General features: G+C 60.3%; 15 protein-coding genes and 5 pseudogenes. 10 read left to right on the top strand and 10 right to left on the bottom strand.

What is annotated here, in order from left to right; translation table 11 throughout:
- Positions 1 to 63: 63 nt before the first annotated feature.
- Positions 64 to 1496: pseudogene (gene mltF, locus ACZZZP_RS04010) on the top strand (membrane-bound lytic murein transglycosylase MltF); the annotation flags it as partial.
- A gap of 108 nt (positions 1497 to 1604) precedes the next feature.
- Here the strand turns inward: mltF and tadA are convergent.
- From tadA to ACZZZP_RS03980, 6 genes and pseudogenes are all read right to left on the bottom strand, one after another.
- A pseudogene (tadA, locus tag ACZZZP_RS04005) lies at positions 1605 to 2088 on the bottom strand (tRNA adenosine(34) deaminase TadA).
- Positions 2089 to 2104: 16 nt separating this feature from the next.
- Positions 2105 to 3471 (bottom strand): annotated as a pseudogene (locus tag ACZZZP_RS04000) (multicopper oxidase family protein).
- Positions 3472 to 3714: 243 nt separating this feature from the next.
- Positions 3715 to 5797: pseudogene (locus ACZZZP_RS03995) on the bottom strand (TonB-dependent siderophore receptor).
- Positions 5798 to 6110: 313 nt separating this feature from the next.
- Positions 6111 to 7689: pseudogene (gene guaA, locus ACZZZP_RS03990) on the bottom strand (glutamine-hydrolyzing GMP synthase).
- 98 nt (positions 7690 to 7787) lie between these two features.
- Positions 7788 to 9257 carry an IMP dehydrogenase gene (gene guaB / locus ACZZZP_RS03985; protein ID WP_463381875.1) on the bottom strand — a complete coding sequence of 490 codons (1470 nt, stop codon included), beginning with the start codon at positions 9255 to 9257 and terminating at the stop codon, positions 7788 to 7790.
- Positions 9258 to 9497: 240 nt separating this feature from the next.
- Complete coding sequence (locus ACZZZP_RS03980) at positions 9498 to 10052, bottom strand: sugar ABC transporter ATPase (protein WP_463381874.1); 555 nt, start codon at positions 10050 to 10052, stop codon at positions 9498 to 9500.
- Between the two features lie 81 nt (positions 10053 to 10133).
- Between ACZZZP_RS03980 and xseA the strand changes: the two genes are divergently transcribed.
- The 4 genes from xseA to leuA all read left to right on the top strand — a co-directional run bounded on the left by xseA (position 10134) and on the right by leuA (position 15685).
- Positions 10134 to 11513, top strand: a complete 1380-nt coding sequence (gene xseA, locus ACZZZP_RS03975; protein ID WP_122493128.1) for an exodeoxyribonuclease VII large subunit — start codon at positions 10134 to 10136, stop codon at positions 11511 to 11513.
- A 27-nt stretch (positions 11514 to 11540) separates the two neighbouring features.
- Entirely contained in the window at positions 11541 to 12371 is an 831-nt protein-coding gene (locus ACZZZP_RS03970) for a peptidoglycan DD-metalloendopeptidase family protein (RefSeq protein WP_463381873.1), read from the top strand.
- A gap of 32 nt (positions 12372 to 12403) precedes the next feature.
- On the top strand, positions 12404 to 13663 hold the full coding sequence (locus ACZZZP_RS03965) for a mechanosensitive ion channel family protein (RefSeq protein ID WP_463381872.1): 1260 nt from the start codon (positions 12404 to 12406) through the stop codon (positions 13661 to 13663).
- A gap of 345 nt (positions 13664 to 14008) precedes the next feature.
- Positions 14009 to 15685, top strand: a complete 1677-nt coding sequence (gene leuA, locus ACZZZP_RS03960) for a 2-isopropylmalate synthase (RefSeq protein ID WP_463381871.1) — start codon at positions 14009 to 14011, stop codon at positions 15683 to 15685.
- A 476-nt stretch (positions 15686 to 16161) separates the two neighbouring features.
- Here leuA and ACZZZP_RS03955 read toward each other — a convergent pair whose 3' ends face one another.
- A complete protein-coding gene (locus tag ACZZZP_RS03955; protein ID WP_463381870.1) occupies positions 16162 to 16998 on the bottom strand; it encodes an ATPase in 837 nt (278 codons plus the stop codon).
- A 342-nt stretch (positions 16999 to 17340) separates the two neighbouring features.
- Between ACZZZP_RS03955 and ACZZZP_RS03950 the strand changes: the two genes are divergently transcribed.
- Entirely contained in the window at positions 17341 to 17604 is a 264-nt protein-coding gene (locus ACZZZP_RS03950; protein WP_122492787.1) for a hypothetical protein, read from the top strand.
- Positions 17605 to 17614: 10 nt separating this feature from the next.
- Here the strand turns inward: ACZZZP_RS03950 and ACZZZP_RS03945 are convergent, their stop codons facing one another.
- A complete protein-coding gene (locus tag ACZZZP_RS03945) occupies positions 17615 to 18613 on the bottom strand; it encodes an NAD-dependent epimerase/dehydratase family protein (protein ID WP_122492788.1) in 999 nt (332 codons plus the stop codon).
- Between the two features lie 289 nt (positions 18614 to 18902).
- Between ACZZZP_RS03945 and ACZZZP_RS03940 the strand changes: the two genes are divergently transcribed.
- Entirely contained in the window at positions 18903 to 19220 is a 318-nt protein-coding gene (locus ACZZZP_RS03940; RefSeq protein WP_122492789.1) for a hypothetical protein, read from the top strand.
- 88 nt (positions 19221 to 19308) lie between these two features.
- Here the strand turns inward: ACZZZP_RS03940 and ACZZZP_RS03935 are convergent, their stop codons facing one another.
- Positions 19309 to 20199: a LysR family transcriptional regulator ArgP gene (locus ACZZZP_RS03935; RefSeq protein ID WP_463381868.1), complete on the bottom strand. Its 891-nt coding sequence runs from the start codon at positions 20197 to 20199 to the stop codon at positions 19309 to 19311.
- Positions 20200 to 20296: 97 nt separating this feature from the next.
- Here ACZZZP_RS03935 and ACZZZP_RS03930 point away from each other — a divergent pair, with 97 nt between their 5' ends.
- The 3 genes from ACZZZP_RS03930 to ACZZZP_RS03920 all read left to right on the top strand — a co-directional run bounded on the left by ACZZZP_RS03930 (position 20297) and on the right by ACZZZP_RS03920 (position 24095).
- A complete protein-coding gene (locus tag ACZZZP_RS03930; RefSeq protein WP_463381867.1) occupies positions 20297 to 20899 on the top strand; it encodes a LysE/ArgO family amino acid transporter in 603 nt (200 codons plus the stop codon).
- A gap of 221 nt (positions 20900 to 21120) precedes the next feature.
- The gene (locus tag ACZZZP_RS03925; protein WP_122492792.1) at positions 21121 to 21702 is read left to right on the top strand and encodes a Fe-Mn family superoxide dismutase; all 582 of its coding nucleotides are present in this window, start codon (positions 21121 to 21123) and stop codon (positions 21700 to 21702) included.
- A gap of 335 nt (positions 21703 to 22037) precedes the next feature.
- Positions 22038 to 24095 carry a GGDEF domain-containing phosphodiesterase gene (locus ACZZZP_RS03920; RefSeq protein WP_122492793.1) on the top strand — a complete coding sequence of 686 codons (2058 nt, stop codon included), beginning with the start codon at positions 22038 to 22040 and terminating at the stop codon, positions 24093 to 24095.
- A 205-nt stretch (positions 24096 to 24300) separates the two neighbouring features.
- Here the strand turns inward: ACZZZP_RS03920 and ACZZZP_RS03915 are convergent, their stop codons facing one another.
- Positions 24301 to 25173, bottom strand: coding sequence for a GIDE domain-containing protein (locus ACZZZP_RS03915; RefSeq protein ID WP_463384646.1), 873 nt, complete (start codon positions 25171 to 25173; stop codon positions 24301 to 24303).
- Between the last annotated feature and the right edge of the window lie 33 nt (positions 25174 to 25206).

Here is a 25206-nt window from a genome sequence, read left to right as displayed (position 1 = left end):
TAGCAGAAGAGCGGCCCGGCTGTCGAGATATGGCGACTTCAGCGCTTTGCGTATACTCCGCCGATGCCTGCACACACCTCGCTGCACAAACGCCCCCAGAAATGGTTGGCGGCAGCCACTCTCCTGCTGTTGCTCTGCGGCTGCGGCGAGGCCTCAGCCGACAGCTCCTTGAGCGCATCCAAAAGGATGGCGTGCTGCGTGTGCTCACCCGTAACAGCCCCGCGACTTACTTTCAGGACCGCAACGGCGAGACCGGTTTCGAGTACGAGCTGGTCAAGCGTTTCGCCGACGACCTGGGCGTGGAACTGAAGATCGAGACCGCCGACAACCTCGATGAAATCTTCACCCGCCTCAACCAGGAAAACGGTCCGGCGTTGGCTGCGGCCGGTTTGGTCAGCAGCAAGGGGCGGATGAATCAGGCGCGCTTTTCTCAGTCGTACCTCGAAGTCACCCCGCAGATCATCTACCGCAACGGCGAGAACCGCCCGACTCGACCGGAAGATTTGCTCAACAAACGCATCATGGTGCTTAAAGGCAGCAGCCACGCTGAACAGCTCGCCACGCCTTAAAGGCCAATACCCCGAACTGAACTACGAAGAGTCGGACGCCGTGGAAATCGTCGACCTGCTGCGCATGGTCGACGAAGGCCAAATCGACCTGACGCTGGTGGATTCCAACGAGCTGGCAATGAACCAGGTGTATTTCCCCAACGTGCGCGTGGCCTTCGACTTCGGCGATGCCAACACCCTGGGCTGGGCGCTGCCGCCGGGCACCGACGACAGCCTGCTCAAGGAAGTGAATGCCTTTCTTGAGCGGGTGAAAATCAACGGCGTGCTGCAGCGTTTGAAAGACCGTTATTACGGCCATGTGGATATGCTGGGCTACGTCGGCGCTTATACCTTCGCCAAGCACCTGCAACAACTGAAGTTGCCGCGTTACGAGCAGCACTTTCGCCAGAACGGCAAAACCTATGAGTTGGACTGGCGTTTGCTTGCGGCCATCGGTTATCAGGAATCGTTGTGGCAACCCAACGCGACCTCGAAAACCGGCGTGCGCGGCCTGATGATGCTGACGCAAAACACCGCCGAGGCCATGGGTGTGTCCAACCGCCTGGACCCAAAACAGAGCATCAACGGCGGCAGCAAATATTTCGCCTCGATTCTGGAAAACCTCGCTCCCGAACTGACCGAGCCGGACCGCACCTGGTTTGCCCTGGCTGCCTACAACATCGGCATCGCTCACCTATGGCGACGCGCGCAAGCTGGCCGAAGCCGAAGGACTGGACCCGAATAAGTGGCTGAACGTGAAATCCATGCTGCCGCGTTTGTCGCAAAAGCAGTGGTACAGCAAAACCAAATACGGCTATGCGCCGAGGCGGCGAAACGGTGCACTTCGTGCAGAACATTCGCCGCTACTACGACATCCTCACCTGGGTGACGCAACCGCAACTGGAAGGCGGGCAGATGGCCGAAGGCAATCTGCATATTCCCAATATGAAAAGCCCAAGCAGGACGGTAACGGGCCGGCGGCGCTATAAACATGAGTGCTTTTGGAATGCCATCATCCTCGGGAACGCGGGGATGACGGATGATTGTTCTAAAGGGTTATTCGGCCTTCGCCCGCCGCCGTTTGAAAAACTCACTCAACACCGCGCTGCGCTCCTCCTGCCAACACCCCGCCCTCCACCATCACCCGATGGTTAAGAAAGATCTGGTCGAAGAATTTGCCTCGGCTCTGCACGGCACCGGCTTTCGGCTCGGTGGCGCCGAACACCACGCGGTGGATGCGCGCATGCACTAGCAACCCGGCGCACATGCTGCACGGTTCCGGCGCGACGTACAGCGTGCTGCCGGGCAGCCGGTAGTTTTCCACGGCAGCAGACGCCGCGCGGATGGCGACCATCTCGGCATGGGCGCTGGGGTCATGGGCAGTGATCGGGCAGTTGAAGCCGCGTCCGATCACTTCACCGTTCTGCACCAGCACCGCGCCCACCGGCACCTCGCCAAGGCTAGCGCCCTGTGCAGCGAGCGCCAGGGCTTGCGCATGGTGCGAGTCCTGGCTGCGGTCGATGATCTGCACTTTTCTCATGCCGTACCTAATCCATTTACTCGACGAGGATGGAAGCCATCAGCCCGGTTTCCATATGGTCGATCACGTGACAGTGGAACATCCACACGCCTGGATTATCGGCGACCAACGCCACCCGCGCATTTTCGTTCTTGCCGAGCAGATAGGTGTCGGTGAAGTACGGGATGATTTTCTTGCGGTCCGAACTCAGCACTTTGAAGCTCATGCCGTGCAGGTGAATCGGGTGTTGGTACTGGGCCATGTTGCGAAATTCGAGGATGTAGGTCTGCCCCAGCTTCATTTTGGCGATGGGCCGGTCGGCGCAGGTTTTGTCGTTGATATCCCAGGCCTTGCCGTTGATTTGCCAGAACGCCGGCGCGCGGCCGTTGGTGGTGACCGACACAGCGCCACCCACTCGAACTTGAAGTCGAGCACTTCGGCGTTGTGCAAATCCGGTTCCGGAATCGGGTTGGCCGGCAGTTGCGGCGGCCAGTCGCCAGCCACTTCGTCGCTCGGCGCCGAGCGGAACGTGGCCAGGCGCACCGGGCCGTTGCGCAGCGGCAGTTCAACGCCCGCCTCGGGCACTTTCAACGCCAGGCATACGCGCATACCAGGGCCGATCCAGTATTCCTTGCCGAACGGGCGCGGCTCGATCGGGTTGCCGTCCAACGCATATAAACGTGCATCAGCGCCTGGCAAGTTGAGGCGGTAGGTCACGGTGTTGTCGAGGTTGAAGATGCGCAACCGCACAATCTGCCCAGCCGGCAAATCGATAGTCGGCAAGTGCTCGGCATTGATCGTCGAGTAGCTGCCCGCCGTACCGCCGCGCGCGGCTTCACGGGGAATGCTAAACGGCGTGAACGCGCCTTCGGCATCGATGTGCCAGGTTTTCAAACTCAACGAACGCTCGTGCTTGAAGCCGGTCGGCTCGCGCTCTTCCACCACCAGCGGCCCGACCAGGCCGTGGCCCAATTGTTGGCTGCTCAACACATGGGGGTGGTACCAGAAATTGCCGGCGTCCTGGGTGCGGAACTGGTAGTCGAAGTACTCGCCCGGCAATACCGGCAGTTGCGACACATAGGGCACGCCGTCCATTTCCAACGGCAGGCGGATGCCATGCCAGTGAATGGTGGTGGGTTCGCTGAGTTTGTTGATAAAGCGCACCCGCAACCAATCGCCCTGACGGCTGCGCAGCTCAACGCCTGGCGCCGAACCGTTATAGGCCCAGGCCGGGGTTTTGTGACCGGCCACCAACTCCAAATCCATGGGCGCGGCGATCAATTCGTAATCATGGGTCGTGCTGCCCAGCGGCCGTCCAAGCCAATAACGTACTCCTCCGGCACCAAGGCCAACGGCGGTCAAACCGAGCAGGCCACCGAGAATTTGTCGACGTGTAAAAGACATGGGTACAGACACCTTTTGACGATAAGGGACTTCGCTGGCCCATCAGGAATTCGGGTAGTGGCCGGTCTCTGGTGGACCGGCTTCGAGAAGCGGATTGGCACGTAAGGCCGCCGCGCATTATGACCGAAGGCCGCCCTGGCCTGCATGCATCTGATCGCGTCCTCTGTGCTGCGAGCGCGAAAGCCCGCCTGGGCAAGGCGGGCTTTCGTCAGTGGACGAAGGCTAGAAAAGCCTGGCGCCGGGTTACCAGTTGTAGCTGGACCTTGGCGGTGATCTCGCGGCCGGGGTTGTAGAAGTTGGCAGTACCAGAACCTACTACGTGCTGCTCATCCAGCAGGTTGCTGACGTTGAGGGCCAGATCGGTGCCTTTGTAGATTTTGTAGTTGAGGGCGGCGTCGAAGAGGGTTTCGCCGTCCGTTTTGCCGAGGTTCTCGTTAGTGAAGTTGTACGACCCTAGATAACGAGCACCGAACCCCACACTAATGTCGGTAGCAGGAATGTCGTAGTAGCTCCAGAGCGAAGCAGAATGCTTCGGCGCAGTAGCAAGTTCATTACCTTTAATCGAGACCGTTCTGCCACCTTTGTCTACCTCGCCCTTAACAACTTCGGAATCAAGGTATGAGTAACCACCAACAAGGCTAACGTTTTCGGTCAGTTCGACTTTGGCCTCTAAGTCGAGGCCCCGCGCATGAGATTCACCAACGGTTTGCTGCTCAATCAAGCCACTGTCGAGCTGGACGGCACTGGACACGTTTTCCTGATTCAAATCGTAAACAGCGGCAGAGAAAAGCGCATTCATGCCCATCGGCGCATATTTAATTCCCACTTCGTACTGCTTGCCAGTTTCTGGATCCACCCCGGCCTCAGGTGGCGACACCGATTCCACCATGCTGACGTATGTAGAAAGCTCCTCGGAAACCACATAAGTCAAAGCCGTACGATAGGAGGTCTTGGCAATATCGTCGCTCTTGTCGAACGGACCGGTGTAAAGATTTACGCCCTTGCTGGAAAGCTCCATGAAGTCACGACGCACTCCTGCTGTAACGATCCAGCGTTCGAAGAACGACAGATTTTGCTGGAGAAATAGCGACTTGGTCGTGGCCTCGTCTTTCTGGACCAGATATGGCCGCGCGCTTCTCGCAACACCTGTGTAAACCGGATTGCTAACGTCTATTGGGCTAGCAGGGTCATAGACGGTCGTAGCATCAGTGGACGAGTCAAGGTACTCGACCCCAGCAAGCGTGCTGCTGTCGATATTCTCAAAGCGCGCATCGTATTGCAGCATCACGTTTCCGTTCAGCTGGTCGGTGTCCGTGTCGGTCCCAAATTTATAGCGCTGGATAGTGTTGCCCACGGTTGCCGAGGGATCGTCGTAAAGGAACACATAGCCAAAATCGTCGGTGAGCTCGGTGTAACGCAGATTGCTGCGCAGTACAAAACCATTGTCAAAGTCGTGAGTAATGTTGCTGCTCAGACTGGTGCGTTCCACATCATGAAAGTTGTAGCTAGGCTCGCCAAAAAACTCGTCTCGGTCATACTCTTTGTTCAGCGGGTAACCACCGCTGTTGGGCGAACTCTCGGTTTTCAGATGATCCAGAATCACGGTGGCCGAGGTGAATTGGGTAGGGGCCCAAGTCAGGCCACCCATGACCAATTCATCGTCGTCCTGGGAATGATCGTACTCGCGCTCGCCGTCCTGCTTCTTGGCGGTGAGGCGACCAGCCAATGTTTTGCTGTCGTTAAGAGCGTCGCCCACATCGACGCCGACTTCTTTGTGGTCGAACGAACCGTACGTTACGTAGCCTTGACCGAATGAATTGAAGCGCGGTTGTTTGCTCACAAAGTTTACCGAGCCACCCGCGTCTGCCGGGCCAAAAAGCGTGGAGTTGGCGCCACGGATAATTTCGATGCGCTCATAGGCAAACGGGTCTTCGCGCACGCCGCGCATGGAACTCAAGGTCAGCCCGTCGCGATAGGTTGTGGCCTGGAAACCACGAATCTGGAAGTAGTCGTTACGGTCATCACTACCGTAATAGTCGGTAATCACACCCGGTGTGTACTGCAGCGCTTCTTCGGTGGTGTTAACGCTGCGTTGTTCCATTTCCTTCTGCGTAACCACAGAAACAGAAGCCGGCGTGTTGAGGATGCTGGTGGCGACCTTGCCGCCTACCCACAACTCTTGTGCCACGACAGTCTGCGAATCATCGCCAGCGTCGGCATTGGCGTTCACGATGATCGGCGCAAGGCGATATGCATCGTCTTCGGTCGCCGCCGCCTCTTCGGCTTTCACACCGATCGGCGCTCCGGCCAATGGCACACAAAGCATCACGGCAGCCGCCGTGCGCTGCTTGGCCGAGCGGCCGTTCACAAACCCCGTTTTGTTTTTGCGCATGCTTGCGATCCTTGATCTTCAACAACGTCAGCCGAAGGAACTCAGTGCACCGCGAGCAAAGCGGCGCCATCCCAAAATTTTCGGAAGAGATTGTATTAGAAAATAACTCGCAAATGACAAAGATACGCAAACACAAACGAGAAAATATTTTCTTGAACGAAACGCGGGTTGCACGCCCACAAAAAAGCCCGCAGTTACGCGGGCTTTTCGCCGACCGTCCTTGGTCGGCAGCTAACCGAAAGAACCGTTATTCCCACTCAATCGTCGCAGGCGGCTTGCTCGACACGTCGTAGGTAACGCGCGAAATGCCTTCGATCTCGTTGATGATCCGGCCACTCACTGTTTCGAGCAGTTCGTAAGGCAGATGCGCCCAGCGGGCGGTCATGAAGTCGATGGTTTCCACGGCGCGCAACGCCACAACCCAGGCGTAACGGCGACCATCACCCACCACGCCGACCGATTTCACCGGCTGGAATACAACGAAGGCCTGGCTGACTTTGTGGTACCAGTCGGCTTTGCGCAGTTCTTCGATAAAGATATGGTCGGCGCGGCGCAGCAGGTCGGCGTATTCCTTCTTCACTTCGCCGAGAATGCGCACGCCCAGGCCCGGGCCTGGGAAGTGGGTGGCGGTACACCATGTCGTACGGCAGGCCCAGTTCCAGGCCGAGACGGCGCACTTCATCTTTGAACAGTTCGCGCAGCGGCTCGACCAACTTCAGGTTCATTTCTTCTGGCAGGCCGCCCACGTTGTGGTGCGACTTGATCACGTGGGCCTTGCCGCTTTTGGCGCCAGCCGATTCGATCACGTCCGGGTAAATGGTGCCCTGGGCGAGGTACTTGATGTTATCCAGCTTGTTGGACTCGGCATCGAATACGTCGATAAAGGTGCGGCCGATGATTTTGCGTTTCTTCTCGGGGTCCGCTTCGCCGGCCAAGTTGTTGAGGAACTGCTCTTCGGCATTGGCGCGAATCACTTTGACGCCCATGTTTTCAGCAAACATGGCCATCACTTGCTCGCCTTCATGCAGACGCAGCAGACCGTTGTCGACAAACACGCAGGTCAGCTGGTCGCCAATGGCTTTGTGCAGCAGGGCAGCTACAACGGACGAATCCACACCGCCAGACAAGCCGAGCAGCACGTTGTCCGTGCCGACCTGAGCGCGAACCTGGGCGATGGCGTCTTCGGCGATTTTCGACGGCGTCCACAGCGCTTCGCACTCGCAGATGTCGAGGATAAAGCGCGACAGAATGCGGCCGCCTTGCTTGGTGTGGGTCACTTCCGGGTGGAACTGCACGCCGTAGTAACGACGCTCGTCGCTGAACATGCCGGCAATCGGGCAGCTCGGGGTGCTGGCCAGAATGTGGAAGTCTTCGGGCATCTTGGTGACTTTGTCACCGTGGCTCATCCACACATCGAGGCCGAGCACGCCGTCGGCGTCGACGTGGTCTTCAATTCCGTCGAGCAGGCGGCTTTTGCCGACCACGTCGACACGGGCGTAACCGAATTCACGCAGCTCTGAACCTTCAACCTTGCCGCCCAGCTGCTCGGCCATGGTTTGCATGCCGTAGCAAATACCGAAAACCGGCACGCCAAGATCGAACACCGCTTGCGGGCAACGCGGGCTGTTGGCGACGTGCACCGACTCCGGGCCGCCAGCGAGAATCACACCCTTGGGCGCAAATTCGCGGATTGCATCTTCGTCCATGTCGAACGGATGCAATTCGCAGTACACGCCGATCTCGCGCACGCGGCGAGCAATCAGTTGGGTGTACTGAGAGCCGAAATCGAGGATCAGGATGCGGTGGGCGTGAATATCGAGGGCCATGATTCAGTCTCGTCTAATCAATCGGTAACAGTCGTGGTTCAGAAACAACTCGGGGCTGAATAGAACAGCCCCGGTTGCTTAACGATTTGCTTGAAGGCTCAACCTACGCGGTAGTTCGGCGCCTCTTTCGTGATCTGCACATCGTGCACGTGCGACTCGGCCATGCCCGCGCCGGTGATGCGCACGAACTCAGGCTCAGTACGCATCTGCTCGATGGTGGCGCAGCCGGTGTAGCCCATGGAGGCACGCAGGCCACCCATCAATTGATGGATGATGGCGGCCAGCGGGCCTTTGTACGGCACGCGGCCTTCGATGCCTTCGGGCACCAGCTTTTCAGCCCCGGCAGCGGAGTCCTGGAAGTAGCGGTCGGAGGAGCCCTGGGTCTGCGCCATGGCGCCCAGCGAGCCCATGCCGCGGTAGGCCTTGTAGGAACGGCCCTGGAACAGTTCGACTTCGCCTGGCGCTTCTTCAGTACCGGCGAACATCGAGCCCATCATCACGCAGGACGCACCGGCAACGATGGCTTTGGACAGGTCACCGGAGAAGCGGATGCCGCCGTCGGCAATCAACGGCACGCCGGTGCCTTCAAGGGCAGCAGCAACGTTGGAGACAGCGGAAATTTGTGGAACGCCAACACCAGCAACGATGCGGGTGGTGCAGATCGAGCCTGGGCCGATACCGACTTTCACCGCATCAGCGCCCGCTTCGGCCAATGCCTTGGCGGCGGCGCCGGTGGCGATATTGCCGCCAATAACCTGCACGTCCGGGAAGTTCTGTTTAACCCAACGCACGCGGTCGATCACGCCTTTGGAGTGACCGTGGGCGGTGTCGACCACCACCACGTCAACACCGGCAGCGACCAGCGCAGTCACGCGGTCAGCGGTGTCGGCGCCAGTGCCAACCGCCGCGCCGACGCGCAGACGACCTTGGTCATCTTTGCTGGCGAAGGGGTAAGCCTTGGCTTTTTCGATGTCGTTGACGGTCATCATGCCTTTAAGGTTGAAGGCTTCGTCGACGATCAGAACGCGCTCGATGCGGTGCTTGTGCAGCAGCTCGCGGGCTTCCTGTTTGTCGGCGCCTTCACGCACGGTGACCAGACGCTCTTTGGGCGTCATCACGTCGCGGACCTTGGCGTCCAGACGGCTTTCGAAACGCACGTCACGGGAAGTGACGATGCCGACCAGATCGCCGTTGTGCAGCACGGGCACACCGGAGATGTTGTTCTGGCGGGTAAGGTCGAACAGATCACGCACGGTGGCGTCGGCTTCGATGGTGATTGGATCTTTCACCACGCCGCTTTCGAAGCGCTTCACTTTGCGCACTTCGGCAGCTTGCTGCTCGATGGTCATGTTCTTGTGGATGATGCCGATGCCGCCTTCCTGCGCCATGGCAATGGCCAGACGGGATTCGGTAACGGTATCCATCGCTGCGGAAATCAGCGGAATGTTCAGTTCAATACCACGGGTCAGTCGAGTTTTGAGGCTGACGTCTTTAGGCAGAACTTCGGAATAACCTGGAATAAGAAGGACGTCGTCGAAGGTTAGAGCTTCTTGACTGATACGCAGCATGGCGGGGGCTCCCGGACGGGAAAATGGAAGCGCGCCATTATACCCACGCGGGTAGCTTGGCTCAATGCAAAAGGTGAATTAGATGAAGTGGGCTTTTCCAAAACAAACTCAACTGCTCTGCTCCCCCCTCCCGCGTGCGGGGAGAGGGCCCGGGGGTGAGGGCCAGCCGTCACGCAGATCAAAATCAACGGCCCCTCACCCTAGCCCCTCTCCCTAAGGGAGAGGGGACCGACTGCGGTGTCACTCCCAATCAACCACCACTTCCCGCACCCCAAACCGCAACCGCTCGCCAAACTCTTCTATAAAGGAAGGCTTGAACGCCGCCTCGCCCCAGTTATTGAAAATAAACCCCAGGTTGGAAAACCCGCACGGCTGCAAAAACAGAAACCCATTGATGTCATCTTCAAATCCGCACAGCGGGCAAGTGAAGTTGTCGCTGACCTTGGGCATCCACTCGTCCAGGCTGTCGAACAGCGCCTCGCCCACTTCCTTGCGGCACTGCGGGCAGCCGGCTTCTTCATGGAAGTTCTTCGTCGGCGTATAGATGCAGCGTTTGGTCACTACCTCCAAGCCATTCACCGGCTGGCCGAACGGCAAGCGGTCGGGATGCAAGACAACGCGTCTGGCGCCAGGAGCAATGGCGTAGGCCATGCGGTTGCCGGTGCGCCCGCAGGTGCTCAGTTCGGGCTCGACAATGTTGCGCTGCACCAGCCAACGCAGCATCAGCCGGGCCCGCGCCTCGTGGTTGGGAAAGGTGGAAATCTGTGGCACCAGAATGTGTTGTTGCTCAGCCATGCTCGGCCCCAAATACAAAACTGTGCAGTTTAACAGCCCGCGCCTTTGGCTCACGGCGCGTAAGCCTCTATCATGCCCGCCATGATCAAAGACCCGTTCCAACGCCTCGGCCTTGACCGCGAAGTGCTCACCGTCAGCCAACTCAACGGCCGCGCACGCGTGCTGCTGGAAGATGTGTTCAGCAATATCTGGGTCGAGGGCGAGATTTCCAACCTGGCCAAGCCTGCCTCCGGCCATGTGTATTTCACCCTTAAAGACAGCAATGCCCAGGTGCGTTGCGCGCTGTTCCGCCAGAACGCCGCCCGCGTACGCCAGGCCTTACGCGATGGCTTGGCCGTCAAGGTACGCGGCAAAGTTTCACTGTTCGAAGGCCGCGGTGATTACCAGCTGATTCTCGACAGCGTAGAGCCGGCCGGCGACGGCGCGCTGCGTCTGGCCTTCGAGGCATTGAAAGAAAAGCTCAGCAGCGAAGGCCTGTTCTCCGCCGAGAACAAAGTGCCCCTGCCCGCTCACCCGCAACGCATCGGCATCGTCAGCTCGCCGACCGGCGCGGTTATCCGCGACATCATCAGCGTGTTCAGCCGCCGCGCGCCGCACATTCAACTGACGCTGATCCCCACCGCCGTGCAGGGCCGCGAAGCCACCGGGCAAATTGTTCGTGCCTTGCAGCTCGCCGACCGGCGCGGCTTTGACGCCTTGATCCTGGCCCGAGGCGGCGGCTCGCTCGAAGACCTCTGGTGCTTCAATGAAGAAGTGGTAGCCCGCGCCATTGCCGCCTGCGAAACCCCGATCATCAGCGCCGTCGGCCATGAAACCGATGTATCGATCAGCGACTTCGTCGCCGACGTTCGCGCCCCCACGCCATCGGCCGCTGCGGAATTGCTGGCGCCCGACGCCAACGAGTTGGTGCAACGGCTGACCAGCCTGCACCGCCGCCTGGTGATGCGCATGCACAACCGCATCGAGCGCGAACGCCTGCGCCTGGACGGCATCAGCCGCCGCCTGCGCCACCCCGGCGAACGCCTGCGCCAGCAAGCACAACGGCTCGACGACCTGGACATGCGCCTGCGCCGCGCCTTCGTCACCCATCGGCAAAATTGCCAGGACCGGCTGATCCGCCTCGACATGCGCCTGGCCGCGCAACACCCCGGCCGCGCCCTGGCCTTATTGCGCCAACGCCTCGACGGCCTCAACGAACGGTTGCCACGCGCCATGCGCGAAGCTCTGAAAGACCGGCGCCAGCAGTTGCACAGCCAAGCGCAAACACTCAACGCCATCAGCCCGCTGGCAACGCTCGGCCGTGGCTACAGCATTTTGCTCGACGACAAAGGCCACGCCATTCGCAACGCCGCGCAAACCAAGCCCGGCCAACGCCTTAAAGCGCGCCTGGGCGAAGGCGAGCTCGACGTGCGCGTAGAAGATAACCACCTGACCCCGGTGACCTTGTCACTGCTGGACTGACTTCCCACTCTTTATTCAGGCTTGCCCATGCGCGCTGTGCTGTTCTGCTTGTTTTGCCTTGCCCTCCCCGCCCACGCCGACAGCTACATCACGCGCCTGCTGAATAAGCCGGTGCCCGGCGGCGTGGCGGTTGTCGACCTGGGCGCTGGCAACGGCACGCCATCCGCTACCTACCAAGGCAAGCCGGTGCTGGTAGTGAATGAACAAGGGCAGCGCTGGCTGGGGATTGTCGGCGTGCCGCTGACCAGCAAAGCCGGCGCGCAGAATGTGCTCGCCAAGGATGCCAGCGGCAGCCGCACGCTGACCTTTACCGTCGGAGCCAAGCGTTACGCCGAGCAACGCATCACCTTGAAAAACCAGCGCCAGGTCAACCCGAACCCGGCGGACCTCACGCGCATCGAGCGCGAACTGGCCGAGCAAACCCGCGCCTACCAAACTTTCAGTCCCGGCACGCCCAGCAACCTGCTGCTCGACAAACCGGTGAACGGCCCACTCTCCAGCCGCTTCGGCGTGCGCCGCTTTTTCAACGGCGAAGAACGCAACCCGCACTCCGGCCTCGACTTCGCGGTAGGCGCCGGCACGCCGATCAAAACCCCGGCGGCGGGCAAGGTCATTCTCATCGGCAACTATTTCTTTAACGGCAATACGGTATTTGTCGACCACGGCCAGGGCTTTATCAGCATGTTCTGCCATATGTCGAAAATCGACGCGAAGCTCGGCCAGGTGCTGGCGCGCGGCGGCGTGGTAGGCAAGGTCGGCGCCACTGGCCGGGCAACCGGGCCGCACATGCACTGGAATGTCAGCTTGAATGATGTACGCGTAGACCCCGCCATTTTCATCGGCAAGTTCGAGCCGTAAGCCCAACCCAACGCCTGCACAGGACGATGCACATGCAACAGCACTACGAAAACGCCGTGCAGTGGCTGGAACGCTTTCCTTATCTGTACAACCTGCTGGCCCTGGTGCTGCTGCTGTTTGCCGCGTGGCTGGCGAACTGGTTGATCAAGCGCGTGCTGGTGCGCGGCTTTTATCGAATGTTGCGCGCCACCCATTTGGGGCAGGACAAAGCCCTGGCGCGCTCGCACATCATTTCGCGCCTGGCCAACGTGGTGCCGGCGCTGATTCTGGCCAGCGGCATCGAGCTGATTCCCGACTTACCCAAAGGCGTCATCACCGTCACGCGCAACGTGTGCGGCGCGTTTATTGTGCTGACCCTCGCGCTGGCCGTGAGCGGCGCACTGACCCTGGCCAACTCGTTTTATGAGCGCCGCCCGGACGCGCATTTGCGGCCGATCAAGGGTTACTTCCAGATCGTCAAAATCGCCATCTACGTGATCGCCACGGTGCTGATGATCGCCACATTGGTCGACCGCTCGCCGCTGATTCTGCTCTCCGGCCTGGGCGCCATGGCCGCCGTGCTGATTCTGATATTCCAGGACACCCTGCTCTCGCTGGTGGCCAGCGTGCAGATTTCCTCGAACGACATCGTGCGCGTCGGCGACTGGATTGAAATGCCGCAACTGAACGCCGACGGCGATGTGATCGACATCGCCCTGCACACCATCAAGGTGCAGAACTGGGATAAAACCATCACCACGATTCCCACCAAACGCTTTATCACTGACTCGTTCAAAAACTGGCGCGGCATGCAGGAAGCCGGCGGGCGGCGGATCAAGCGCAGCCTGCATCTGGACCAGAACAGCGTGCACTTCCTCAACCCCGAGGAAATCGAGCATCTGCGTCAGTTCAAACTGCTGGCGCCGTACCTGAAAAGCAAAGAAAGCGAGCTGATGAGCTGGAACAGTCAGTTGGAGGAACCGCTGCGCGTGGCGGTGAACACCCGGCGCGTGACCAACATCGGCACCTTCCGCGCCTACGTCGAAAATTACCTGCGCCAGCACCAAGGCATCCGCCAGGACATGACCCTGCTGGTGCGTCAGATGGCGCCACTCGCCGACGGACTGCCCCTGGAGCTGTATTGCTTCACCAACACCACCGCCTGGGTGGCGTACGAGGCGATTCAGTCAGACATCTTTGACCACATGCTGGCGATTCTTCCGGAGTTTGGCTTGCGCGTGTTCCAGCACCCGAGCGGTGCGGATATGCGCGCCTACCAGGCCGCCATTAGCGAGGGGCCGGCGTCGTTGTAGCGACCTTGGCCCGCGACCATTAAGCCCCAGGCGAACGCGGCGATGTACTCGCGCAATATTTGCCAAACAAGGGTTCGTGTCGCACAACTTTATTTCGCCAATTGGCCCGCCGCGCTACAAATCACCAAATTTTTCGCACCGGTTGCCATATTCAACCCAAGTGAATAGGGTTAACGGCATGAAAACGCCCCATACCCTCATTCTGCTGCGCCAACACGCCTGCCTGTGCCTGGTCAGTCCGCGACTGCAAAGCTGACTGCTCACCTCGCCGCGCTACGCTGTTATAGAAATCAAATATCCCGGTCGGCCACCCTCATCTGGCCACGCTTCGTAAAGGAATTCGCCATGAGCATGCTCAAAAACCCGTCGCATAAATACCGCGCCTTCACCCCGATCAACATTCCCGACCGTACCTGGCCGAGCAAAGTGATCGACAAGGCGCCGATCTGGCTGAGCACCGACCTGCGCGATGGCAACCAGTCGCTTATCGAGCCGATGGATGCCGACAAAAAAATGCGCTTCTTCAAAACCCTGCTGGCCGTGGGTTTGAAGGAGATTGAAGTGGGCTTTCCGTCCGCCTCGCAAACCGACTTCGACTTCGTGCGTGAACTGATCGAAGGCGGCCATATTCCGGACGACGTGACCATTCAGGTGCTCACCCAGGCCCGCGAAGACCTGATCGAGCGCACCTTCGAATCGCTCAAAGGCGCCAAAAAAGCCATCGTTCACTACTACAACGCCTGCGCGCCGAGCTTTCGCCGCATCGTCTTCAACCAGGACAAGAACGGCGTAAAAGAAATTGCCGTGAACGCCGGCCAGATCATCAAGCGCCTGGCCGACGCAGCGCCTGAGACCCAGTGGGGTTTTGAGTACTCGCCGGAAGTGTTCAGCTCCACTGAAATCGATTTCTCGGTTGAGGTGTGCAACGCGGTGATCGCCGTGTTCCAGCCAACCCCGGCCAAGCCGCTGATTCTCAACCTGCCGGCAACCATCGAAAACGCCACGCCAAACAACTACGCCGACCAAATCGAATGGTTCTGCCGTCATGTGGATCGCCGTGACAGCGTGTTGATCAGCCTGCACACCCACAACGACCGTGGCACCGGCGTGGCCGCCACCGAGCTGGGCTTGATGGCCGGCGCCGACCGCGTGGAAGGCTGCCTGTTCGGCAACGGCGAGCGCACTGGCAACGTGTGCCTGGTGACTGTCGCCCTGAACCTGTACACCCAGGGCATCGACCCGCAGCTGGACTTCTCCGACATCGACACCGTGCGCAAGGTGGTTGAAGACTGCAACCAACTGCCCGTGCACCCGCGTCACCCGTACGTGGGCGACCTGGTGCACACCGCGTTCTCCGGCTCGCACCAGGACGCCATTCGTAAAGGTTTCGCCCAGCAGAAAGAAGACGGCGTGTGGGAAGTGCCGTACTTGCCAATCGACCCGGCCGACATCGGCCGCAGCTACGAGGCGGTGATTCGCGTCAACAGCCAGTCGGGCAAAGGCGGCATTACCTTCCTGCTCGAACAGGAATACGGCATCAGCTTGCCGCGCCGTATGCAGATCGAATTCAGCCAGGTTGTGCAGAAAGAAACCGACCGCCTGGGCCTGGAAATGACGGCCGAGCAGATTTACAGCCTGTTGCAGAACGAATACCTGCAAGCCGCCAGCCCGTACGCCCTGAAAAGCCATCGTTTGCAGGAAGAGAACGGCATCTGCAACGTCGATGTCGACGTCAGTGTCAGCGGTGAATTGCGCCGCAAACACGGCACCGGCAAAGGGCCGCTGGAAGCACTGGTTGCCGCCTTGCCGCAGAACCTGGAGATCATCGACTACCACGAACACGCCATCGGCGCGGGCGCCAATGCCAAAGCGGCGGCGTATATCGAAGTGCGCCTGAACGGCGGGCGTCCGGTATTTGGGGTAGGCATTGACGAAAACATCACCACCGCCAGCTTCCGCGCCTTGTTCAGCGCGCTGAACCGAGCGTTGAAACAGGCCGAGGAAAGCTCGCAGGCGGCGTGAGTGGGTTGCGGTAGTTGGGAACGGGGCGCCTGGTGGGCGCCCTTTTTATGGCCTTTGGAAACTGCGAAACGAAGGACGGTGGGTGCAGCCGGGAGATGCGACGCTGGACTTAACGAGGTCCTCGCCCCCACCACCGTCACCCTCGCGAAGGCGGCGGTCCGACGATTCGGGGTCCAGTATCGTTCAGGAGAGCGGCGATCCATCCGAAAGCCTGGATCCCCGCCTTCGCGAGGATGACGGGGAATTGAGCTGAAAGGTACGTCCCTAGACTGACGAGGCCCCCTCCCCCGCCACCGTCACCCTCGCGCACGCGGGGTCCAGTATCGGTCAGGAAACCGGCGATCCATCCGAGACACTGGATCCCGAATCGTCGGACCGCCGCGTGCGCGAGGATGACGGTGGTTTGGGCCAGGTCTACCGCAAACCAACAAAAAGCCCCGCATTCCGCGGGGCTTTTTTTGTTACCTCAAATACGCTTACTGCCGCGCATTCAACTGCTGCTGAAGATTCTGCACCTGCGCCTGCAGCGTGCTGATGTTGCGGGTCATCTGCGCACGGAAGGCGTCGAACTCGCTGGTGTTGGCACTCGCCGCAGCCGGCCGGTTTTCCTGTTCGCTTTTTAGCACCAGCAAATCCTGCTCAAGCCGGCCAATCGCGACATTCGGGTTGCCCTGTTTTTTCAACGCGTCGATGTCAGCGCCAAGGCTTTTGAGCTGGGCGTCGATCTTGCTGGTGTCACCCTGCGCCGCTTTCAGCGCGGCCTGGTCGCTGGCCACGGTTTTCAGTTTGCTGTCGAACTGCGCGGTGGCGTCTTGCTGGGTTTTCAGGTCGGCGGCGACTTGCTCTACGCGCTTGCTCTGGTCGCCCTGCTTGCTGTTCAAGGTTTGCAGTTGCTTGGTCAAGTCGGCGACTTTGCTTTCCAGCCCTTTGACCTGCAAGCGCAAGGCTTCGCTGCCGCTGGTGACGTTGGACTCCGTGGCCACCACCTTGCCGGAAATATCCTGAATACGCCCGGCGGCGTCTTCGCTGATGCGGGCGAAGCTTTCTTGCGTGGCAACCAGTTGCTGGCTCATCAGCTCGATTTGCTGATGACTCCACCAGCCCAAGCCGCCAAACGCGATCATCAGGGCGGCGACCAATGTCCACAGCGGCGCCGTGCTAGGGCCTTTGATTTTGGCGGGCGGGCTTACATAGCCACGGTCCAGCGGCGCATGGCGGGCGTGGTCGTGGTGGTCGGCGGGAAAGTCGTGGTCGCGTGCGTCAGTGGTCAGGCTGGGAACGTTGTCCAGTTCATCGAGAGCGTCGTTACGCATGGGTCAACCTTTTGGGCACGCAGTGAATAATTGGAGCGACAGGGCGCGCAGTATACCGAGCGCAGCGGTGGTGCCCAATGGGGCATAACGCACCGCCGCCGCGCATGTAAAGCCGCCGAGACACCCATCGACCGCCTGCGGAGCGCGCAGTTCCTGGATTTGTGAACTGGTACAGCATTTGCTATGACCCTGATGCTCGCCAACGAGCGGCGGATAACCCCGCGCCAGATCGGCCCAAGCCGGCAAACGCGCGGGTTATTCAGTCCGGAAAACACTGCCCGACCAGCACACGTTTTCACACCCAGGCTCCGCTTCGGCCTTGGGTTAACGGGGGAAAATCGAATGGAACTGACTAAATCTGTACTCGATTGCATGCAAACACTGCGGCGCCGACTGCGTCAGGAACAACAGGTGGACGTGCGCCTCAGCCAGCCCGACGCCATCATGTGCATGTTGGTGGCCTGCGCGGCGTCCGATAACGAACAAACCCGCGAAATGGGCCACACGCTCAGTGAGCTGACCGACATCCGGCTCGCCCCGCCGGCACTCAGCGAAGCCGAACTGATCGCCAAGTACACGCGCTACGCCGGCCCGCTAAGAGGCTGACGGAACGCGCTTAGCGAGCGCCTTCGCCGACCACTTTCCACCAGGTGCAAAACTCGTCGAGCGCGGTCCAGATCGGGGTCTGGGGCGCGTAGTCGAGTTCGCGTCGGGCGCGGCTGATGTCGAGGGAAAAGTCTTTCGACATGACCGCCACGCCCAGGCGAAACAGGTTGGGCTGCGGCCGCCCCGGCAGTAACTTGCATACGGTTTCGTTCACCGTGGCGGCCGCATAGGCCAGGCCCACGGGCACGTGTTTGGTCACGGGCGGCAGGTCGAGCTGGCGTAACACGTAATTGACCACATCCCACAGCGGCACCGGTTCGCCATTGCTGATGTTGTACACCTTGCCCAACGCCGGCCCGCCCGCCAGCAGGCTGCTGAACAGCGCCTCGTTGAGGTTGTGCATGCTGGTGAAGTCGACACGATTGAGGCCGTTGCCGATGATCGCCAGGCGGCCCTTGCGCTGCATCTCGATCAAGCGCGGAAAGATGCTGGTGTCGCCTGCGCCGGTGACGAAGCGTGGACGCAGGGCGATCACTTCCAAACCGAATTCCTGCGCCGCCATCACCTCCTGTTCGGCGATGAATTTGGTTTCGCCGTAGTAGTCGACGAACTTCTTCGGCACCTGTTCTTCGGTGAGGCCGATGTGGGATTTGCCGTCGAAATACACCGAGGGCGAAGACAGGTGCACCAGTCGCCGCACCTTTTGGCCGAGGCAGGCTTCGATCACGTTTTGCGTCAGCACTACGTTGCCGTTGTAGAAATGCTCCCGCCGGCCCCAGGTGCCGACGGCGCCGGCACAGTGCACGACCATGTCCACGTCGTGGCAAAGGCTGCGCACCAGGCTCGGGTCGCTGAGGTCGCCCTGCACATATTCGGCGCCGCGCTTGATTAGGTGCTCTACCGCTTCCGGGCGGCGGCCGTTGATACGCACCGCCAACCCTTGCTCCAACGCAAAGCGGGCGAAGCGTCCGCCGATAAAGCCGCTCGCCCCGGTCACCAGAATCTTCATCGCCCACCGCCATGGTTTTTGTAATGGCGGTGACTGTAGCAAGCACAGCGTACCGGCGCTGTGACCTGTAGAGCCAAGATTCTGGCTTACCACCTACCCTGGCGCACCAGATCAACTGAGGCATCGCGCTGAGCGTCTGCTCCGGATTTCCGCGCTCAAGCTGCAGTGCTCCGAGTCCTCGGGCGGAAAGCTCAGACGCTCAAAGCCGAAGCAGGCGCTTTAGACCAAAGCCTTCCTCGCCCACTGTTTCCACTGCTTCAAAACCCCACAATCGAGAAAGGACGTAACCATGCATCAGAAAACCACTGCAGCTGACGACGACCAACCCGTGTTGACCCGGGGGGTCCTGGGAAAGCACATTTTTGGTGAACTCATGCAATTTATCAGCGCCCCGTCGGTGCTTACGTTCGATGGCAAACCGTACGACAACAGCCAGGCCGAGCACGAATATATGGCCATCAACATTGACCGGGACAACTACGGATACATGAAGGAACCAGAACAGGGCTTTAACACCACCTGGTTCAACCCTAGTGACCACGACCACGTGATGACCGACACCGACATCGCGTACGCCAAAAAGATTGCCGTAGTTTCCGGTCGCTGATCAGAACCATCGCCAAACACGCCTATTTAGGCGGAAATGGGCGCGCCGCTACGTACGTCCACACACGCGGGCGTACGCACGGCGCGCCCTAAATCTGGACCAGTATCTGGGAGGTGGCCTTCTGCAAGTGGCGGGTCATCTCGCCCAGCAACTCCCCGCCATTGCGCCAGTGGTGCCAGTACAGCGGCACGTCGATCAGCCGATCAGGTTGCAGCACCTGCAAGGCGCCGCGCTCCAGCAGTTCGGTCACTTGCAGTTCCGGCACCAGGCCCCAGCCCAACCCCGCTTCGGCCATGCGTATAAACCCTTCGGACGAGGGGCATAGGTGGTAAGCAAACGCGCCGTCCACGCCCTGGCTGGCGAGGTAGCGATGCTGAAGAAAATCGTCCGGGCCGAAGACAATAGCCGGCGCCTTGGCCAAGCCTGGCGCGGTAATACCGCCGCCGAAATGCCGGGCGATAAAAGCAGGGCTGGCCAAGGCGCGATAACGCATAGCCCCGAGCGCCAGGCTGCGGGCGCCGGCTACCGGTTTGTCGGTGGCGCACACGCAGGCCGCCACGTCGCCACCGCGCATGCGTTTCAGGCCAACTTCCTGATCTTCCACCACCAGTTCCAGCAACACCTGATGCTCGGCGCAGAACGCAGTCACCGCCTGCGCCCACCAGGTCGCCAGACTGTCGGCATTGAGCGCAATACGCAGCCGTTCAGGCGCCGCGCCTTCGTCAAGCGCCGGCACCTGGCCGGACAGGTCGCGCTCCAGCAAGCGCACCTGCTGCACATGGTTGAGCAAACGGCGGCCGATGTCGGTCGGCGCTGGCGGCGTGCCGCGCACCAGCACCGGCTGCCCGACCCGCGCTTCCAGCAGTTTGATGCGCTGCGACACCGCCGACTGCGACAGCCCCAGCACCTGCGCGGCGCGTTCAAAGCCGGCCTGTTCAACCACGGCGGCCAACGCGGCAAGAAGCTTGTAATCGAACATTATCGAATTTCCTAATAGGCGATCAGCAGGATTCGTTTTCCTTATACAACGCTGCCGCGCAGACTCGCCACACGAATCAGCATCAGGACTTCTCACTATGTGGCAGAGCTATCTCAACGGCCTTCTCGTGGCCGCCGGTTTGATCGTGGCGCTAGGCGCGCAGAACGCTTTCGTTCTGGCCCAAAGCCTGCGCCGCGAACACCACTTGCCGGTCGCCGCGCTGTGCGTGTTGTGTGATGCGGTGCTGGTGGTGGCCGGCGTTTTCGGCTTGGCCACCCTGCTGGCCCAAAGCCCGGTGCTACTGGCCGTGGCGCGCTGGGGTGGTGCGGCGTTTCTGTTGTGGTACGGGGTGAAAGCGCTGCGCCGCGCGTGCCAACCGCAAGCCTTGAATGAGGCGGCCAATGCCGGCCCGCGTTCACGCAAGGCGGTGTTGATGACGGCGCTGGCGGTGACGCTGCTCAATCCGCATGTGTACCTGGACACCGTCTTGCTGATCGGCTCGCTCGGCGCCCAGCAGGCAGCGCCTGGCGCTTACGCAGCCGGGGCGGCGAGTGCGTCGTTGTTGTGGTTCTTTACCTTGGCGTTGGGAGCGGCATGGATGGCGCCGTGGTTAGCGCGGCCGACGACCTGGCGGGTGCTGGATGTGTTGGTGGCAATCATGATGTTCGTCGTTGCAGGGCAACTAATAGCCGGTGCGTGAGTCCACCTACAGCGACACCCGCTTGCGCGACTGACGCAGCCGTCTGCAACACAGCTCTGGGCCGGGCTTAACCACACAGTTGCTGCGTGGTTATGCCACAGGCCCGGTGCTATGATCCGACCCCTGCGGCGCAAAGAGTACAAACTCCCCGTCGCATGTTTGGCCGCCCGTGATCGGCCTTGCGCCTATACCGCAACTGACCCTGATTAGGAGAATCACCCATGGCTTTCGAATTGCCTCCGCTGCCGTATGCCCACGACGCATTGCAGCCGCACATCTCCAAGGAAACCTTGGAATACCACCACGACAAACACCACAACACCTACGTCGTGAACCTGAACAACTTGGTGCCAGGCACCGAGTTCGAAGGCAAAACCCTGGAAGAAATCGTCAAGACCTCGTCGGGCGGCATCTTCAACAACGCAGCCCAGGTCTGGAACCACACCTTCTACTGGAACTGCCTGGCGCCTAACGCTGGCGGCCAACCGACTGGCGCTCTGGCCGATGCCATCAACGCAGCCTTCGGCTCGTTCGACAAATTCAAAGAAGAATTCAGCAAAACCTCGATCGGCACTTTCGGTTCCGGCTGGGGCTGGCTGGTGAAGAAACCTGACGGTTCCCTGGCTCTGGCCAGCACCATCGGCGCCGGCTGCCCGATCACCAGCGGCGACACCCCGCTGCTGACCTGCGATGTGTGGGAACACGCTTACTACATCGACTACCGCAACCTGCGTCCAAAATACGTAGAAGCGTTCTGGAACCTGGTTAACTGGGATTTCGTTGCGAAAAACTTCGCCTCTTAAGCCCAGCACCCGTTCTGAAAAAACCCGGCATTCGCCGGGTTTTTTTATTCGTGCTTCACAGCCTGCTTTGGTAGCGGTTTACGAGCGCGGGCCATTTATCGCAATCTCCACCCCTGACGGCGAGAAAAATGCTCAGCGGTCTAAAGTTGTGAAGAGCCCCGACCGACACAGTTCGAGCGCAACCGTGGCAGCTCAGCGCCTGGTTTGAAAAAGCGCTGGCGGCGCGACGCGCCTTCTTGATAATTTTTTCACTGTGATGGCCCTTTGACTGCTTCCTCACGATTGCTAATACTCCATCGGTATGACGCCTGTGGTCTCGAACAAGGAATGGTCATTTGAAGCTGGAACTCAAACACAGCCTGTCGCTGAAACTGCTCCGCGTGGTGCTGTTATCGGCGCTAGTGGTCGGGGTGCTGTTGAGCTGCGCGCAAATCATGTTCGACGTCTACAAGACGCGGCAGGCGATTGCCGATGACGCGCACCGCATCCTGGATATGTTTCGCGACCCTTCCACGCAAGCTGTCTACAGCCTAGACCGCGAGATGGGCATGCAGGTCATCGAGGGCCTGTTTCAAAACGAATCCGTACGCGTGGCCTCCATCGGCCATCCCAACGAGCCGATGCTCGCGGAAAAATCGCGCGAGCCAATGGTGCGCTCCACCCGCTGGCTGACCGACCCTATTCTTGGCGACGAAGCCACCTTCACCACCCAGTTGGTTGGCCGCGGCCCTTACAGCGAATACTACGGCGACCTCGCCATCACCCTCGACACCGCCCGCTACGGCCAGGACTTCATCACCAGCTCGGTGATCATTTTTGTCTCCGGCGTGCTGCGCGCACTGGCCATGGGGTTGGTTTTATATCTGGTCTACCACTGGCTGCTGACCAAGCCGCTGTCGAAAATTATCGAGCACCTCACCAACATCAACCCGGACCGCCCCAGCGAGCACAAGTTGCCCATGCTCAAGGGCAATGAGAAAAACGAGCTGGGGCTGTGGATCAACACGGCCAATCAGTTGCTCTCCTCCATCGAACGCAACACCCATTTACGCCGCGAAGCCGAAGACAGTTTGCTGCGCATGGCGCAGTACGACTTCCTCACCGGCCTGCCCAACCGCCAGCAATTGCAAACCCAGCTTGACCAGATTCTTGGCGATGCCGGGCGCCTTCAGCGTCGGGTCGCGGTGTTGTGCGTGGGCCTGGATGATTTCAAAGGCATCAACGAACAATTCAGCTACCAGACCGGCGACCAATTGCTGCTCGCTTTGTCTGATCGCCTGCGCAGCCACAGCGGCCGCCTCGGCGCCCTTGCCCGCTTAGGCGGCGACCAGTTCGCCCTGGTTCAGGCAGACATCGAACAACCCTACGAAGCCGCCGAACTGGCGCAAAGCGTGCTGGATGATCTGGAAGCGCCGTTCCTGCTCGACCAACAGGAAGTGATGCTGCGGGCCACCATTGGCATCACCCTGTTCCCGGAAGACGGCGACAGCACCGAGAAGCTGCTGCAAAAAGCCGAACAGACCATGACCCTGGCCAAGAGCCGCTCGCGCAACCGCTACCAGTTCTATATCGCCAGCGTCGACAGCGAAATGCGCCGCCGCCGCGAACTGGAAAAGGACCTGCGCGAAGCGCTGACCCAAGGCCAACTGCACCTGGTTTATCAGCCGCAGGTGGACTACCGCGACCACCGCATCGTCGGAGTCGAGGCGCTGCTGCGCTGGCAGCACCCGCAGCATGGCTTGGTGCCGCCAGACACCTTTATTCCGCTGGCCGAACAGAACGGCAGCATCATTCCAATTGGCGAATGGATTCTCGACCAGACCTGCCGCCAACTGCGCGAATGGCACGACCAAGGCTTCACCGACTTGCGCATGGCCATCAACCTGTCGACCGTGCAGCTGCACCACGCCGAGTTGCCACGCGTAGTCAACAACCTGATGCAGATGTACCGCCTGCCACCGCGCAGCCTGGAATTGGAAGTGACGGAAACCGGTCTGATGGAAGACATCACCACCGCCGCCCAGCACCTGCTCAGCCTGCGCCGCTCCGGCGCGCTGATCGCCATTGACGACTTCGGCACCGGCTATTCCTCGCTGAGCTACCTAAAAAGTCTGCCGCTGGACAAGATCAAAATCGACAAGAGCTTCGTGCAAGACCTGCTCGACGACGAAGACGACGCCACCATCGTGCGGGCCATTATTCAGCTGGGGAAAAGTCTCGGCATGCAGGTGATCGCCGAGGGCGTGGAGACGCTGGAACAAGAGGCCTACATCATTGCCCAGGGCTGCCACGAAGGTCAGGGCTACCTCTACAGCAAACCGCTGCCAGCGCGTGAGCTGACGCTGTTCCTCAAGCAATCGCGCAGAATTAGTGACGCCAGCATTACGCTTTGATGCGTGGCGTTTTTTGTTGGGCTCATCGGCGGATGAATGAATCTCGCAGTCTTCACTCCGTCATTCCCGCGTAGGCGGTGGTCCGACAATTCGGAATCCAGAATGTCCGGCGGACGCAGTTACCTGCCAAATTCTGGATCCCCGCCTTCGCGGGGATGACGGGAATACGGATGACGGGGATGACGGGGATGACGGGGATTGGCCGTCAGCCCTGATAATTCTGCAACAACCAGTTAATCGCCAACGCCCCCGCCAAACACACCACCACGCCCAATCCGGCCTGCCAATAAAACGTGCGGGCCAGTTCATCTTCCCCGGCATTGGAAAGAATGAACGGCTGCGACGTCTCGGGCTGGCCCATGAAATTGGTCGCGGGCCGTGAGCTGGTTTGCCGGTGCCGGTCTTCGGCTTCCAGCTGCGCAGCCAGGCGCACGCGGTTCCATTCCTGGTCGTCGAGCTGGCCGTCGGCGTTGCTGTCAAAGCGTTGCAACAAGCCGCTGAAATCCCCCTTCCACTCGCGAATCACCTCGCCCTGCGCAGCGTTAAGGTCCAGGCCCTGGCGTCCGCCGCCGGTGGTTTTGAAGTCGCCGATGGCGTACAGCAGCTGGCCCACATGCAGGCGTTCTTCGGTGTAACGGTACTGGTCGCTATGGCTGAAGAAGGCGAAGAAACCGGCCTTCGCCGGCCCCATCGGATGGCGAGTGCTGCCATACCAGACCTTGCGGGTTGAAGGCCGAACCTGCGCGCCGTTGGGGTCGATCAGGCATTCGCCGGTGCTGTCGGAGAGTTGCAGCCAGCCTTCACTGGTGCGGCTGTCGACCACGCTCCACGAGCGGGTTTTGCCATTGCTGCGCGACTCTTCCACCTTGATGCGCCACCACAAACACGGCGTGCCGGAAAGCGGCGCTATGGTTTGCGCCATGCCCGGCACCTCCTGCAACAGGCCATAAAATTCGACATAGCCTTGCGCGGCGGAGCGGATTTTCGAGGTCGGTGTGTCGAGCATGTGCCGCGCGGCGCTGAAGCGGCTCATGCACCACCAGGCGCCACCGCCGCACATGGCCACGGCGAAGCACATCAGAAAGCTGAACTGCTGAATGTCCACGATTCA

Source organism: Pseudomonas sp. AC211, assembly GCF_979258055.1.
Note: the sequence above shows the minus strand (reverse complement) of the source record. Positions and strands in the feature narration are given on the sequence as shown.

Coding starts and splice junctions, on each gene's coding strand:
- guaB (WP_463381875.1), bottom strand. CDS start 9,257: ATGCTGCGTATCAGTCAAGAAGCTCTAACCTTCGACGACGTCCTTCTT.
- xseA (WP_122493128.1), top strand. CDS start 10,134: ATGATCAAAGACCCGTTCCAACGCCTCGGCCTTGACCGCGAAGTGCTC.
- ACZZZP_RS03970 (WP_463381873.1), top strand. CDS start 11,541: ATGCGCGCTGTGCTGTTCTGCTTGTTTTGCCTTGCCCTCCCCGCCCAC.
- ACZZZP_RS03980 (WP_463381874.1), bottom strand. CDS start 10,052: ATGGCTGAGCAACAACACATTCTGGTGCCACAGATTTCCACCTTTCCC.
- ACZZZP_RS03940 (WP_122492789.1), top strand. CDS start 18,903: ATGCATCAGAAAACCACTGCAGCTGACGACGACCAACCCGTGTTGACC.
- ACZZZP_RS03930 (WP_463381867.1), top strand. CDS start 20,297: ATGTGGCAGAGCTATCTCAACGGCCTTCTCGTGGCCGCCGGTTTGATC.
- ACZZZP_RS03925 (WP_122492792.1), top strand. CDS start 21,121: ATGGCTTTCGAATTGCCTCCGCTGCCGTATGCCCACGACGCATTGCAG.
- ACZZZP_RS03955 (WP_463381870.1), bottom strand. CDS start 16,998: ATGCGTAACGACGCTCTCGATGAACTGGACAACGTTCCCAGCCTGACC.
- ACZZZP_RS03950 (WP_122492787.1), top strand. CDS start 17,341: ATGGAACTGACTAAATCTGTACTCGATTGCATGCAAACACTGCGGCGC.
- leuA (WP_463381871.1), top strand. CDS start 14,009: ATGAGCATGCTCAAAAACCCGTCGCATAAATACCGCGCCTTCACCCCG.
- ACZZZP_RS03915 (WP_463384646.1), bottom strand. CDS start 25,173: ATGTGCTTCGCCGTGGCCATGTGCGGCGGTGGCGCCTGGTGGTGCATG.
- ACZZZP_RS03945 (WP_122492788.1), bottom strand. CDS start 18,613: ATGAAGATTCTGGTGACCGGGGCGAGCGGCTTTATCGGCGGACGCTTC.
- ACZZZP_RS03935 (WP_463381868.1), bottom strand. CDS start 20,199: ATGTTCGATTACAAGCTTCTTGCCGCGTTGGCCGCCGTGGTTGAACAG.
- ACZZZP_RS03965 (WP_463381872.1), top strand. CDS start 12,404: ATGCAACAGCACTACGAAAACGCCGTGCAGTGGCTGGAACGCTTTCCT.